Annotated in this window: 12 protein-coding genes; 9 read left to right on the top strand and 3 right to left on the bottom strand. The window is 62.7% G+C overall.

Annotated features, from left to right (window positions below; all coding sequences use genetic code 11):
* Positions 1–43: 43 nt before the first annotated feature.
* Positions 44–958 (bottom strand): cation diffusion facilitator family transporter, encoded by a 915-nt coding sequence (locus KP004_RS17625; protein WP_216799723.1) that lies wholly within the window; start codon positions 956–958, stop codon positions 44–46.
* Entirely contained in the window at positions 955–1,983 is a 1,029-nt protein-coding gene (locus KP004_RS17620; RefSeq protein WP_216799722.1) for an SDR family oxidoreductase, read from the bottom strand. The genes KP004_RS17625 and KP004_RS17620 overlap by 4 nt, the downstream gene beginning before the upstream one ends.
* A 124-nt stretch (positions 1,984–2,107) precedes the next feature.
* Between KP004_RS17620 and KP004_RS17615 the strand changes: the two genes are divergently transcribed.
* From KP004_RS17615 to KP004_RS17605, 3 genes are all read left to right on the top strand, one after another.
* Positions 2,108–3,454 (top strand): hypothetical protein, encoded by a 1,347-nt coding sequence (locus tag KP004_RS17615; protein WP_216799721.1) that lies wholly within the window; start codon positions 2,108–2,110, stop codon positions 3,452–3,454.
* Positions 3,451–4,203 carry a transporter gene (locus tag KP004_RS17610; RefSeq protein WP_216799720.1) on the top strand — a complete coding sequence of 251 codons (753 nt, stop codon included), beginning with the start codon at positions 3,451–3,453 and terminating at the stop codon, positions 4,201–4,203. Before KP004_RS17615 ends, KP004_RS17610 begins: the two co-directional genes overlap by 4 nt.
* 85 nt (positions 4,204–4,288) lie before the next feature.
* Positions 4,289–4,999: a DUF4396 domain-containing protein gene (locus KP004_RS17605; protein WP_239026852.1), complete on the top strand. Its 711-nt coding sequence runs from the start codon at positions 4,289–4,291 to the stop codon at positions 4,997–4,999.
* Between the two features lie 194 nt (positions 5,000–5,193).
* Here the strand turns inward: KP004_RS17605 and KP004_RS17600 are convergent, their stop codons facing one another.
* A complete protein-coding gene (locus KP004_RS17600; protein WP_216799719.1) occupies positions 5,194–6,558 on the bottom strand; it encodes a chloride channel protein in 1,365 nt (454 codons plus the stop codon).
* A 325-nt stretch (positions 6,559–6,883) separates the two neighbouring features.
* Between KP004_RS17600 and KP004_RS17595 the strand changes: the two genes are divergently transcribed.
* Genes KP004_RS17595 through otsB form a run of 6 tightly spaced genes read left to right on the top strand, consistent with a single transcriptional unit; the run spans position 6,884 to position 14,554 of the window.
* The gene (locus tag KP004_RS17595) at positions 6,884–7,285 is read left to right on the top strand and encodes a MarR family winged helix-turn-helix transcriptional regulator (protein ID WP_239026851.1); all 402 of its coding nucleotides are present in this window, start codon (positions 6,884–6,886) and stop codon (positions 7,283–7,285) included.
* A 36-nt stretch (positions 7,286–7,321) separates the two neighbouring features.
* The gene (locus tag KP004_RS17590) at positions 7,322–9,112 is read left to right on the top strand and encodes a glycoside hydrolase family 15 protein (RefSeq protein WP_216799717.1); all 1,791 of its coding nucleotides are present in this window, start codon (positions 7,322–7,324) and stop codon (positions 9,110–9,112) included.
* A gap of 47 nt (positions 9,113–9,159) precedes the next feature.
* Complete coding sequence (locus KP004_RS17585) at positions 9,160–10,713, top strand: TIGR00341 family protein (protein ID WP_239026850.1); 1,554 nt, start codon at positions 9,160–9,162, stop codon at positions 10,711–10,713.
* A 2-nt stretch (positions 10,714–10,715) separates the two neighbouring features.
* A complete protein-coding gene (locus KP004_RS17580; protein ID WP_216799715.1) occupies positions 10,716–11,483 on the top strand; it encodes a 4-hydroxy-tetrahydrodipicolinate reductase in 768 nt (255 codons plus the stop codon).
* A 24-nt stretch (positions 11,484–11,507) separates the two neighbouring features.
* Positions 11,508–13,766, top strand: a complete 2,259-nt coding sequence (locus tag KP004_RS17575; protein ID WP_216799714.1) for an alpha,alpha-trehalose-phosphate synthase (UDP-forming) — start codon at positions 11,508–11,510, stop codon at positions 13,764–13,766.
* A complete protein-coding gene (gene otsB, locus KP004_RS17570; protein WP_216799713.1) occupies positions 13,766–14,554 on the top strand; it encodes a trehalose-phosphatase in 789 nt (262 codons plus the stop codon). Before KP004_RS17575 ends, otsB begins: the two co-directional genes overlap by 1 nt.
* The last annotated feature ends 11 nt before the right edge of the window (positions 14,555–14,565 follow it).

Below are 14,565 nucleotides of genomic sequence, written 5' to 3'. Positions count from 1 at the left end.
AGCAGCCGTCCCCCTTTCAGTTATAGTTCCACCCCCTTGCCCTCTATACTGTTTTCTCCCCTTCCGCCTCGATGTACACCTTCTTCACCGTCGGCAGGCTCTTCTTTATCTCCGTTTCCAGTTTTGCGACCTCGTCCTCGATCTGATCCGCGGTGATACCATCGGCGAAAGCGAGGGCCACCGTGGCCAGGACGTATTCCGGGCCCATCTGCAGCGTGAGCACCTCGTTGACCCGTTCCACGTGTTGCCCCTTTTGCACGATCCCCCTGATGACCTGCTCCGCCTCACGATCGGCCGCTTCCCCGATGAGCAGCCCCTTGGTTTCCCGCGCAAGGAAGACGGCGGTAGCGGCCAGGATGGCGCCGATAACGAGGGAGGCGGCCCCGTCGAAAAAGTGATGACCGGTGGCCTGGCTCAGCCCGATACCTATCAGTGCGGTAAGAAGGCCCAGCAGTGCTGCCGAATCCTCCATCAGTACCAGGAACAGGGTGGGGTCCTTCCCCCTGTGGATCGCCTGCAGGTAACCGAGCCCGGGCTTCTTCTGTTTCCTGAATTCCAGCACCGATATGGTCCACGAAATACCCTCGAAGATCATGGCGGCGGCGATGACGAAGTAGTTCACCTTGGGATCGACCAGTTTGGCAGGGTGCAGCAGGTGGTGCACCCCCTCGTAGAAAGAGACGCCTGCGCCCAGCGAAAAGATGAGCATGGCGACCACGAAGCTCCAGAAGTAGATCTCCTTGCCGTGCCCGAAGGGGAAGTCGCGGTCCGGCGGGAGCGCCGCCCGGTGCAACCCGTACAGAAGGAGCACCTGATCGCTGGTGTCGACCACGGAATGGATCCCCTCGGAGAGGATGGCGGAGCTCCCGGTGCGCCAGGCGGCGAAGAATTTGATCGCGGCGATGGCGAGGTTCGCGGCCATGGCCGCCCAGATGACTTTCTTCGGGCTGCCGCTCATCGACCGGACTTGCCGCGGCGGTGCCGGTCATGGCTGGACTTGAAGAAAAGGGTGGCCGCCGTGAGGCCGCCGGCCAGCAATATGCCTAGCCCCCACTTGTTTTCCGAGAGCCAGACTTGGGTGCTGAAGGCCTTGGAACGGGCGTCGAAGCGTCCGTGCGCGCTGAAGGGGCCGGGCACCGTGTGCCAGAGGTTGGCGGGGCGCTCCGGGCGCTCCGGTTCGTCGGTCTGCTGCGACGTGTACCCGGTGCGGCCAAGGTAGAGGTCGAGTAGGCCCCGGATGAACTTGTTGCCCCACATCGCCTTGACCGTCGGCAAGCCAACGTAGATCTCCCGGCGCCGGTGGTGCGAGGCCCAGACGATGGCGTTGGCAGCAACCTCGGGCTGGTAGATGGGGGGGACCGGCTGGGGCCGGTTGGGAAGGCGCGACTCGACCCAGTCGAACTGCGGCGTGTTCATGGCCGGGAGCTGCACCATGGTGATGTGCACCCGGCTTTTCTCGTGGATCAGTTCGCAGCGGATCGAGTCGGTGAAGCCCCTCATGCCGTGCTTGGCGCCGCAGTAGGCGGACTGCAGCGGGATGCTGCGATCCGAGAGCGCCGAGCCCACCTGGATCACCATGCCCCGGTTCCGCGGCAGCATCCTCTTCAGCGCAGCCATGGTGCCGTGCACCGCGCCAAGGTAAGTCACCTCGGTGACCCGCCTGAATTCCTCCGCGGTCATCTGGTTGAAGGGGGAGAAGACCGAGGTCATGGCGTTGTTCACCCAGACGTCGATGGGGCCGTACTCCCCTTCCACCTCCGCCGCTGCCTCCTCGACGCGCTGCGCGTCCGCCACGTCTCCGACCAATACCAGCGCCTTCCCTCCCAACTGCTCGACCTCAACTTTTGCCGCCTCCAGTCTTTCGCGGTTCCTGGCGACAAGCCCAATGCTGGCCCCCTCGCGCGCAAACGCCTGTGCTATCGCCCGTCCCAACCCTGCTGAAGCACCGGTAATGACTACTACTCTGTGTGCAATAGAATCCATCATTAGACCTCCTGTTCGGATTACTCCGAGCCTACTTAGAGAAAATCATAAGTTGCCATCGGAGCAATGCCCATTAGAATACCAGATGTGAAAATTTTAACCTTTCAAATTAAAGGAGGCGGTCATGAGAATCGGAACTGCCCTGTCGGCGGCAATGCTATTTGCCCTTGCCCTGCAGCCAAAGGCGGGTGCGGCGCTGGAGCAGCGCAAAGAAGTTTCCAACCTGAAAGGGCCGTATAATGCGGCGTTTTTTCACCGCGAGAACGGGGCCTTCAGGGTCGGTGCCGCCATCCACTTCGCCCACGGCATCCAGCACGATTTCCTGCAACTGGAGCCTCTGGCGCAGCATGAAGAGACCGACCGGAAGGCGGATCTGGCGTACCTGGAGATGATCCACAACCCGCCGCAGACCGAGCCGAAGATGGAACTCTACGGCCCCTACACGGCGCGCACGATGTGGCAGCTCTACCGGGCCATCGATTGGACCCACATGCACCACGAGCAAACCTATGACATCCTGGCCGACCGGGACATACCCTGGGATCGGAAGAAACGCTGGACCGACCGGGCCGTTGCCTACTACCTGGAGAAGTTGGATATCCCCCGCAGCCCCGCGCCCCTCGACGTGACCTTGCGGCGCGCGGCCGTCATGATGAAGCCGTATGCCACCTTGTTCCGGAACAACTATCCCAAGTCGAACAACTTCTTCTTCGCCGCGCACTGGTGGCATCCCGCCATCTACGAGGCCCAGATGCTCGGAGGCAACGGCAAGGCGCAGGAGGAGATGGTGCGTGACACCGATCGCACCCTCTTCACCCAGGTTCTCAAGGAGCGCCCCCAGCGTATGCTCTTGTCCCGCGAGATGATGCCACGGTACAGCCGCATGTCCCCGGAGTCCGCCAACATCTTCGACAACCTGCACATGCTGCACGGTATCGCCTACGATCTCCTGTCGTACGAGGGATGGACTGTGGAACAGAAGCGGGACGAGTTGTACCGGGTCATCAAGGCCATGAGCTACCACCCCGGTGACGAGAAGCTGGCGCGGAAGTTCTCGACGCCGCACCCGGACATGGACCCGAGGCTCTACGAGCCGTGGATGAAGGGAACGGAAGGGGAGATGAATCGGATCATGATGGAGATGATGGAGGAGATGATGCCGCTCATGATGCCCGGGCAGCCTGATCCCCTGATGAAGGCGCAGATGATGGAACAGTTCAAGAAGAAGATGACGCCCGGGATGCAGGAGGGAGAGCTGCCGGGTTCCCTGATGGACGCGCTGAAGAAGGTCATGCCCCAGATGCAGATGAGCCCGGAGTCAATGGAGCCGGGGCAGACGCCGCAAAAGATGGTCGATGTGATGATGAAAGGGTGGCAGGACAAGTACGGCGCCATGCCCGATGTCGCCCCGATGCCGATGGAGCAGGAACCTGCCGCGCCGCGCGCACTGCCTGAAGGAGGGTCGCTATGAAACGCACACTTCTCTGCCTGTCTTTGCTGATAATTACTGGCACTGCTGCCTATGCCTCGGACCACACCAACCTGGACGAGAATCTCCCGACGGAACTTCAGGACGCGTATGCCACGCCTTTCCGGAACAGGGAGGTGCAGGGTGTGGTGCGCTACATAGATGAGGATCCCGGAAACCGCTTCGTGTACCAGCCGCGCTTCGAGTTCGGCGTGCTCCCCAACACGGAATTCACCGTGCAGGGGACTTTCTACAGCGGCAACACCGACCGCACGGGGAGCGGCGACGTGAGCGCTGAGGTCCTTTACAACTTCAACACGGAATCGCTCTACCTCCCGGCGTTCGCACTGGCGGTGAACGCAGACTTTCCGACCGGCGAGCGGTCAGCGGGAGTGGATGTAACCACAAAAGTCATCCTGTCCAAGATGCCCTACGTCCGGACCACCTGGCTGCACCGTCTGCACGCGAACCTGATCTGGAAGAGAAACGCAGGGCGCGACCGGGCGACCGAGCGCCATGTCCAGTTCAAGGGCATCATCGGGTTCAGCTGCCGCGCCGGGAAGGACCAGAGCCTGGTCCTCGATTATGTACGCGAGCAGAAGGAAAAGAAGCACGAGGAGTCCAACGTGGTGGAAGCGGGGCTGCGGCGGCAACTCACCCCGTACACGATCGGATCGATCGGCGCCGGAGCCGGCTTCGGCGATGCCTCGGAGCGCTACCGGGTCACCATCGGGGTGCAGCACAGCTTTTAAAGGCGCCGAAAGGAGCCGCGGTAAGTCGGTAGTGTGCCGGTTGCAGTCTAACGGGGCAACGGCGGCTGAGGAAAATGGAGGTCACATGGAAGCGATTGTCTACCCTGCATGGCTGGTAGCACTGGCATGGACATCGTTGGCGCTGGCAGTCTTGTGCTCGGCAATAATCGTGATCGACATTGCCAGAGACCACCGGCAGCACATGTGGATCATGAACGTGGTCTGGCCCATCACCGCCCTCTACGGTAGCGCCTTCGCGCTGTGGGCCTACTTTAGGGCGGGCCGTCTTTCAACGCGTAATGCGGTGGAGGAGGCGAAGCGTCAGGGGAAGACCCCTCCGGGCAAGGAGAAGCCGTTCTGGCAGATAACCGCCCTGGGCGCCTCTCACTGTGGCAGCGGTTGCACGGTAGGGGACATCGCCGCCGAATGGCTCATCGTCGCCTTCCCCTTTGCCGTACTGGGACAGAAGATTTTCGGCGCGTGGCTTCTCGACTACATCCTCGCCTTCCTTTTCGGGGTGGCGTTCCAGTACTTCACCATCGTGCCGATGAAAAACCTCCCCAAGGGAAAGGGGGTCTGGGCAGCGGTCAAGGCCGACGCCCTGTCGCTCACGGCCTGGCAGGTCGGGATGTATGGCTGGATGGCGATCGCCGTGTTCGTAATCTTCCGGCACGAGATCCCCAAGACCAACCCGGTCTTTTGGTTCATGATGCAGATCGCCATGTGGTTCGGCCTTATGACCTCCTTCCCGGTGAACTGGTGGTTGATCAAGAAGGGGATCAAGGAAAGGATGTGAGGGGGCGGTGCGTCTCAGGAGCAGTAGCGGCCGCTAGGGGAAAGCGAAGCGGCCGGTCGGGAGGATGAGCCATGATGCATCAGGATATGATGGGTTGGATGATGGGGTCGATGATGATCTGGGGGATTGCCGGGGTACTCCTGGTGGTCCTGCTGATCGTGGTAATAGTGAAGGTGTCCAAAAAATGACTGATTTCATTTATACCTCTTACGGTTTTTACCGAGGACCTTGGCCCCCTTCACCACGAATGACGGTAGAGAAATTGCCAGGTGGTCCTGCCGTTTCTCCGGATTCAACTGTCCGAGCGGCCGCCCGGTTTCCACCTTCAGCGACGAACTCTTCTGGATGCCAAGGATCTGGCTCGGGTAGATGCTGCGGTATCCCACGATGAGAAAGCTCACCATGCAGGCGACGCCGGCGTGCGGGGCGATGCCGGCCCCGAAGAGCTCCATGGCCATGACCGAGGCGGCTATGGGGGTGTTGGCTGCACCGGCCAAAAGGGCAACCATGCCGATGGCCGAGAAGGTGGCGACCAGGGGTTCGTGGAACAGCGAGGCGAAGAGGTTCCCCGCTGCGGTTCCTATGAAGAAAATCGGGGTGACCACGCCGCCGCTGCCGCCGCTGCCCAGGGTGATCGAGGTCGCAATCATCTTCATGAAAGTGGCCCCGGCGGGAAGCACCGCGCCGTTGAGCGCGGCATCAATGCTGTCCAGGCCAAGCCCCAGATAGCGCAGCGATACGAACCTGCCGATCAGGACCAGGAGCACCCCTCCCAACAGTGCCTTCACCACCGGATGCCAGGAAAGCCGTGCGAACAGCCGGTGTCCCAGTTGCATCAACTCGATGAAGAGCAAAGCGGCGACACCGCACCAGATGCCGAGCAGGATCATCTCGGTGAAACTCCAGCCGGTGACGGCGGGGATGATTTCGGCCGCAGGATGCGGGTAGCTCGCCCCGAGCTTCCCTGCCACGTGGAAGCCGATGATGCCCGCCACGAATGAAGGAAAAAGCACGTCGTAGAACACCTGCCCGAGTACGAGCACCTCCACGCCGAAAAGAGCCCCCGCGATCGGGGTACCGAAGACGGTAGCGAACCCCGCACTGATGCCGCATATGACCAGTTTGCGCCGGTCGACGTCGTTGAGTCGCAGCAGTGACGCGAACGAGGAGGCGAGTCCGGCGCCGATCTGGGCGCAGGGGCCCTCTTTTCCCGCCGACCCGCCACCAGCCAGGGTGATGACCGTCGCCGCCAGTTTCACCGGGACCACCATTACCGGGATTCTCCCCATTCTCTGGTGCACCGCCTCGATCACCTTTTCCGTGCCATGGCCGGCTGCGTCGGGGGCGAACCACCTGACCAAGAGGGCGCTTGCGACGAGTGTGACTGGGAGCAGCAGGTAGTAGTCGGGCATCTTTGAATACTGGGATGTACTCCATGCGAGCGCCTTCAAAAAGGCGGTGGTGCCGCCGCCGACCAGCACCCCAACGGCGGAGGCGTAGCTTGCCCACTTGATCACGCTTGCCAAAAGCGTCACCTGTTCGACTATTTTACGGTTCACTGGTTGTATCCTTTCTATCTCGATGCAGCGTGAGCTATCACGACAGAGTGCGCGATGGCAGTGCCAGCTTTTACGGCTGCATCGTCAACTTAGCGTTGAGAGGCCTTCTTGATTGCGATGATAGACGTGCACTCATGGTTGCAGGGAGTAGCCTGAGGGGAAGGTGTTCCGGGACTACCTTGACGGACCTGCTGATAGTTGATATAGTTTGTGGGGCTAATTATTCGCCTTGCTAATCTTGTTGTCAAGGTATTTGGAGCGCAACATGGGACGTAGTGAGCAGACACCAGAAATCATAGACAATCTGAGGAGGATCTTTCAGGCGGTGAGTGAGTATTCGCGCAGCGCCGAGAGAGAGACCGAGCTAACCGGACCACAGCTGTGGGCTTTGAAGATCCTCGACCGGCAGGCACCTCTTCGCGTCTCAGATTTAGCCCGGCAGATGTACCTGCGCCCTGCCACCGTGGTGGGGATTCTGGACCGGTTGGAGGGCAAGGGGCTGGTGACCCGCACCAGGTCGCAGCAGGATCGGCGCGCGGTTGACCTGGAGTTGACAGGCGCGGGCAGGGTGCTTGTGGCCAAGGCTCCCGAGGTCGCGCAGGTCATGCTGGTGAACGGCCTGTCCACGCTCACGCAGCAGGAGTTCGACAGCGTCCTGGAAGGGATGCGGCACATGGTGAGGATACTGGGAGCCGAACACCTGATGCCGCAGCCGCTGCGCGGCTGACCTCCGCGGGCCGCGGCTGAAAGGGAGGAGCCAGTCATGAAGCATTCCCTTGACCTCGCATTGATCGGCAACTGCCAGATCGGCGCGCTGATCGACAATCAGGCGGAGATCGTATGGTACTGCCTACCCCGCTTCGACGGCGACCCCGTATTCTGCTCCCTGCTCCAGGAGCACGAACCGGGAGAGGGGCTTGGCTACTGCTCCGTAGAACTCATGGACCAGGTGGCGAGCGAACAGGAGTACCTCACCAACTCGGCGGTTCTCGTCACCAGGATGACCGACTCCCGGGGCGGCGTGGTGGAGATCAGCGACTTCGCCCCCCGCTTCCGGCAGTACGGCAGGATGTTCACCCCCATCATGCTGGTCCGGCAGATGCGCCGGGTGCAGGGGACGCCGAGGGTCGTCATCAGGGTGCGGCCGGCACGCAACTATGGCGCGGAACGCGGCGAATTTACCCACGGCAGCCACCACATCCGCTACGTCTCGCCGTACATGGTGCTGCGCCTCTCCACCGACGCCTCGATCACCGCCATCCTGCAGGAACTCCCGTTCGTGCTTGATGACGAGGTGAACCTCGTGTTCGGCCCGGACGAAACCGTGCACGAAAACGTCTCCGAGCTCGCGCACCGCTTCAGGAACGACACTATCGCCTACTGGCAGGAATGGGTGCGGGATCTGGGCATCCCGTACGAGTGGCAGGACGAGGTGATCAGGGCGGCCATCACACTCAAGCTGAACGCCTTCGAGGACACCGGCGCCATCGCCGCCGCTCTCACCACCTCGATCCCCGAGGCCCCGGATTCCGGAAGGAACTGGGATTACCGCTACTGCTGGCTGCGCGACTCCTATTTCGTTGTCAACGCGCTGAACCGCCTCGGCGCGACCAAGACCATGGAGCGCTACCTGCGCTACCTGGTCAACGTGGTTGCCGGCAGCGAAGGCGGCTATCTGCAACCGGTGTACGGCATCGACGGCAGCAGCAACCTGGAAGAGAAGGAGATGCCGTCGCTGCCCGGCTACCGCGGCATGGGACCGGTGCGGGTCGGCAACCAGGCCTGCCTGCAGGTGCAGCACGACGTGTACGGTTCTGCGGTTCTGGCGGTTACCCACGTGTTTTTCGATCACCGCCTCATGCAGCGCGGCGATATGCCCCTGTTCCACCGTCTCGAGCCGCTGGGTGAGATGGCGATCCAGATGCACGACCAGCCGGACGCCGGGCTTTGGGAGCTCAGGGGAAGCCGCAGGGTTCACACCTTCTCCAGCATCATGTGCTGGGCCGCCTGCGACCGCCTGGGGAGGATAGCAACCCGACTTGGGCTCAGGGAACGGGCCGCATACTGGGAGGCCCAGGCGCAGCGCATCCACGAGACGGTGTGCCGGCGTGGCTGGAGTGAGGAGAAGAAGAGCTTCACGGCGGCATTCGAAGGGGATACCCTCGACGCAAGTCTCCTGCTCATGCACGACGTAGGCTTCCTTGCTGCCGACGACCCGCGCTTCGCCTCGACCGTCGCCGCCATCGAGCGCGATCTGCGCCGCGGCGACTACATCTTCCGCTACGTCGAGGACGACGACTTTGGCACGCCCAAAAACGCGTTCATCGTCTGCACCTACTGGTACATCTACGCCCTGGTGGCCTTGGGGCGCTCCGAGGAAGCGCGCCGGCTCTTTGAAAATCTCCTGGCGCGCCACAACCGGCACGGCCTGATGGCGGAGCACGTCGACGTGGCGACCGGGGAGCAGTGGGGCAACTTCGTGCAGACCTACAGCATGGTCGGGCTGATCAACGCGGCCATCCGCCTCTCGAAAAGGTGGGACACCGCGTTTTAGGAAGGATAGAGATGGCAGGAACCGGCACTCCATTCTACCGGGGCAGGATGAAAGCCTATCTGGCCATGAAGGCTGACATGGTGCAGCACCGCGAGGTGATCAGGGAGGTCGCCGCTTCGGTGGACGGCTCCTGGGTCTATTACGTGATGCTCATCCTCGCCGCGGTGATCGCCCTGCTGGGACTGCTTCTGAACAGTGTAGCCGTGGTAATCGGGGCCATGCTGATCTCTCCGCTCATGGGACCGATCATCTCGGCGAGTCTTTCCTTCACCATCGGCGACCTTGCCCTGGTGCGGCGGACATTCCGGACCCTGGGCACGAGCATCGCGCTCACCGTGGCGGTCAGCGCACTCATAACGCTCGTGTCTCCGTTAAAGGAGCCCACGGCGGAGATCCTGTCCCGGGTGCGGCCTAACATCCTGGACCTGTTCATTGCGGCGCTGTCCGGGGTCGCCGGTGCGGTGGCCCTGTGCACCAAGCGCAACTACCTGATCACGTCGACCGGGGTGGCAGTCGCGACCGCCGTCATCCCCCCCCTGAGCGTGGCCGGTTATGGCCTGGGGACCTGGCAGCCGATGCTGGCCCTGGGCGGATTCCTGCTCTTTTTCACCAACTTCGTTGCCATCATCCTGAGCTCGGACATCGTCTTTTTCATCATGGGATTCAGGACCAGCCACGTGGAGGCATCGCAGCACTCGCACCGGACCAGGCTGGCCGTTATCACCACGGTTTTGACCCTTATTTCCGTGCCGCTCGTCTACACGCTGAGCAGCGATGTGACGAGGATCAAGAACGAAAAACGCATCGGGCGGGTGCTCAAAAGCCGCCTGGACCGTGAGCTCGCGTCGCGCCTGACCGGGTACCGGTTTCGGCAGGAGGGCAAGGCGGTGCTGGTGATGGCATCGGTGAACACGGTGCGCTTTGTTCCCAAACCGGCGCAACAAGCGATCGAGCAGGAACTGGCCCAGGGGCTTGGGCGCCCGGTGCGGCTGGAGCTTGAGCAGGTGATCGTTGCCTCGGAAAGCCAGCTCGGGGATGTAACGGCAAAAAGGGGGGGCGTTGGGGCACAGCCTGCGAAGGAGAGCCCGGCTGAGCTCGCTGCGAAGATGGGGCCGCTCGTGGCGAGGGTCGAGCAGGAACTTACCGGTGCCCTCGTCCCCTTCGAGGTTTCGCACACCACGGTGGCGTTCGGCGGAGAGGGAGGGCCTCTGCTGGTGAGCGCCACGCTGGGCAGGGATTACGAGGTACGCGACGATGAGCGCCTGCTGTTGAGCCGGCAGCTGCAGCAGGCACTGGGGGTCCCGGTGCGGGTGGAAATCCGCGTGACTCCGATGCTGCCGCCCATCGTTTTCGCCGGGGACGGATCCCTTGCCCCCGAAAGCAAAAGCAAACTGGAGATGCTGCGCCACCTGCCCGAAGGGCCATCGGCGTTCCGTTTCGAGGTGGCCGGGCCGAAGGAGAGCGGCGGCAGGCTGCGCTTCCTTGGGCGCTATCTCGCGCAACAACTGGACGTTCCGGCACAGGCTGTCACCACGGTCACATCCCGCGGTCGGGGAGGCGCGGTGACGCTGCGCGTCGTGCGGTATGACAATGTGAGGTGAACATGAAAGTAGGATTGATGGGATTCGGCAAGACAGGCAAGGCGGTGGCATCGGTGCTGCTGCAGAGCAAGGAAACCAACCTTCAGTGGGTGCTGCGCAAGTCGCACAACCTCGAACATAGATCGGTACCGGAGTTCCTGGGGATCGATTCGGAGGAGCCGGGATACATCTATTCCGCGGATGAATTTTCCGGGGCGGAACTGCTGGAGCGGTTCCCGGTGGATGTCATCATCGACTTTTCCTCCGAGCATGGGGTGAGATACTACGGCGAGGCGGCCCGTGACCGCAACGTCGCCGTGGTGAGTGCCATCTCCTCGTATTCGGAGCAGACGGTGGCGTATCTGAAACACCTGGCGCAAAAAACTCGGGTGCTATGGTCTCCCAACATCACCATCGGCATCAATTTTCTCATCATCGCGGCGAAGATCCTCAAGAATATCGCGCCCTACACGGACATCGAGGTCGTGGAGGAACATTTCAAGGCCAAGCCCGAAGTCTCCGGGACGGCCAAAAAGATCGCCTCGTCCCTGGGGCTCGAAGAGGAAGCGATCAAGACCGTGCGTGCCGGCGGCATCATCGGGGTGCACGAGATCCTCTTCGGCTTCCCCTTCCAGACGGTGCGCCTGAAGCACGAGTCCATCACCCGCGAGGCCTTCGGCAACGGCGTGCTCTTTGCGGCGAAGCATCTGCATGAAAGGGGCGCCGGGCTCTACAGCATGGAGGATCTCATGCTCCCCTATTTCAACGCGGGATCGGCTCAGGCGGCTTAGCGCGCCGACCGCAGCGAGGCTCGCATGAAAAAAAGGGTTTCCGGCTCATCCCTCAAATCGCTCAGGCTCTCCCTCAGATTCATCGTGCCGCTCGCGGCGGCCCTCGGGCTTTTGGCCATCGCGGCGGTTCCCCTGGTGGACCGGCTCACCATGCACTGGTTCATGCGCGACATGGACATCCGGTCGCGCCTGATCGCCAACACACTGCACGATCAGCTGGTGGAATTGCTGCAGCAGGAGAACGCCGCCAAGGTCCGGTCGCTGTTGAACAGGGCGGTGCAGGACGAGCGGCTTCTGGCCCTGGGGTACTGCGATCGCCGCGGCAAGCTGTTGTACAAAACCCCCGCTTTTCCGGAGGCGCTCGGCTGTCCGGCGCCTCCGGCCGCGGATACCGAAAAGGGGCAGGTACTCCACCTTCCCCAGGGGGCGGTGCATGTGGCGGTGCACCCGGTCGGGGTACCGTCGTCAGGCGCCGGCTCCCTGATCCTGGTGCACGACATGAGCTTCGTGGAGCGGCGCAGCGAGGACACCCGCAACTACATCATCGCCTTCTTTGCGCTGCTCGGCGTGGTCGTTTCCGCCATCACCGTCTTCGTGGCCCACCTGAGCTGGCGCGGCTGGCTGGAAGGGGTGCGGGCCATGCTCCGGGGCGAGGGGATCGTGAGGCCCTTCGCCCAACCGGCGGTCGAGCCTGAACTGCAGCCCCTGGTTGGTGACCTGCGGTCACTGCTTCGTGCTCTGGACAGCGAGAGGCGCATGGCCGACGACGCCACCATCTCCTGGAGCCCGGACGCCCTGCGCAACCTATTGCACAAGCAGTTGACCGGCGAGCGGATCATCGTGGTGTCCAATCGTGAACCTTACATCCACAGCAAAAAGGGTGACGGCATTGAGGTGCACCGCCCGGCCAGCGGGCTGGTCACCGCCGTCGAACCGGTGATGCGGGCCTGCTCAGGAACCTGGATCGCCCACGGTAGCGGCAGCGCCGACCGGATGGTCACCGACCGGCACGACCGGGTCGCCGTCCCTCCGGACACGCCCGAGTACACCTTGAGGCGTATCTGGCTCACCAAGGAGGAGGAAAACGGCTACTACTACGGCTTCGCCAACGAGGGACTCTGGCCCCTGTGCCACATAGCCCACGTCCGCCCGATTTTCCGTTCCAGCGACTGGGAGCAGTACCGGGAAGTGAACCAGCGCTTCGCGGACGCCGTGGTCGATGAGGCCGACAGTGACGATCCGGTGGTGCTGGTGCAGGACTATCATTTCGCCCTGCTGCCGGGCATGATCCGCAGGGCGCTCCCCAAGGCGACCGTGATCACCTTCTGGCACATCCCCTGGCCCAACCCGGAGTCCTTCGGGATCTGTCCCTGGCGCGAGGACCTCCTGGAAGGGATGCTGGGATCGACCATCCTCGGCTTCCACACCCCGTTCCACCGCAAGAACTTCCTGGAGACGGTGGACCGCTACCTGGAGACGCGCATCGAGCACGAGTCATCCACCATCAGCCGGGGAGGGAGCCTTACCATGGTGGAGAGCTATCCCATCTCGATCCAGTGGCCCCCGCCGTGGCAGGGGCGGCAGCCCCCGGTGGCGCAGTGCCGGGATGAACTCAGGAGGGAGCTTGGGGCGGGACCGGAGCACCTGGTCGGCATCGGGGTGGACCGTCTCGACTACACCAAGGGTATCCTGGAGCGGTTCCGGGCGGTTGAGAAGGTGATCGAACAGCACCCGGAACTCTCAGGACGCTTCACCTTCGTCCAGATCGCGGCCCCCTCCCGCTCCGCTCTGGACGACTACCAGGCCTTCGATGCCCAGGTGCATGCGCTGGCCCAGCGTGTTAACCAGCGCTTTTCAAGCGAGGGGTGGCAACCGATCCTTTTGAAGGCCGAGCACCATGAACCCGAGGTGGTGAATCGCTATTACCGAGGTGCCGACGTCTGCATCGTGACGAGCCTCCACGACGGCATGAACCTGGTGGCCAAGGAGTTCGTGGCCGCAAGGGACGACGAGCAGGGAGTGCTCATCCTGAGCCAGTTCACGGGGGCGGCCCACGAGATGCACGAGGCTCTCATCGTCAACCCCTATCACATCGAGCAGACGGCGGAGGCCATCTTCCGCGCGCTCACCATGCCACCGTTCGAGCAGCGCGAGCGGATGCGCAGCATGCGCGCGCTTGTACGTGACTTCAACGTGTACCGCTGGGCCGGACGGATGCTTCTCGACGCCGCCCGCGTACGCCAGCGCGAGAAACTCTCGGCCCGCATCAGGAGAAACCAGTAATGCCCAGTTACCTCTTCCAGTTTGAAGAACTCGCAGCTTTCACCCACCACGTGGCGGCGGACACCCTGTTCGCCTTCGACCTGGACGGCACCCTCGCCCCCATCGTCGCGGACTACGGCCAAGCGAGGGTTGCCAAGCCGGTGCGCGGGGTCCTGCAGCGCCTGATGGGATTGGCCAAGGTAGCGATCATCACCGGTAGATCGCGCCAGGATGCCATCGGCATCCTCGGATTCCAGCCGCACCTCGTGATCGGAAACCATGGGGCGGAATGGCCGGGACAAAATAGCGGGCGGCGCTGGGAGCTGGTCCAGCTTTGCCTCAAGTGGCGGGACCGCCTGCACACGGCGCTTTTCTACGAGCCGGGGGTGGAGATCGAGTTCAAGGGGGAGTCGCTGAGCCTGCATTACCGCAAGAGCGAGGACCCGCAGCGCGCATTGATGATGATCAATGCGGCCATCGAGGACCTCGATCCGGCACCACGCACCATTGGCGGGAAATACGTGGTGAACGTCGTTCCCGCGGAGGCCTTGGGCAAAGGCGAGGCGCTGGCGGCTGCCCTGGAGCAACTGGGCTGCTCCAGGGCAATCTACTTCGGCGACGACGAAACCGACGAGGATGTCTTCAGGATGGCGCGGGGCGACATCTTCGGTGTGCATGTCGGCAGGAACGACCAGTCGGCCGCGACCTATTACCTCAACCAGCAGTCCGAGATACTGGGACTGCTCAATTCCATCGTAGGTGTCCTGGAGTCGTGCTGCGAAAGCGGGCCCGAATGCGCGGACGGCTGAGTGGACGGGAG

The organism is Geomonas oryzisoli (assembly GCF_018986915.1).
In the GTDB taxonomy this organism is placed as follows: Bacteria; Desulfobacterota; Desulfuromonadia; order Geobacterales; family Geobacteraceae; genus Geomonas; species Geomonas oryzisoli.
Note: the sequence above shows the minus strand (reverse complement) of the source record. Positions and strands in the feature narration are given on the sequence as shown.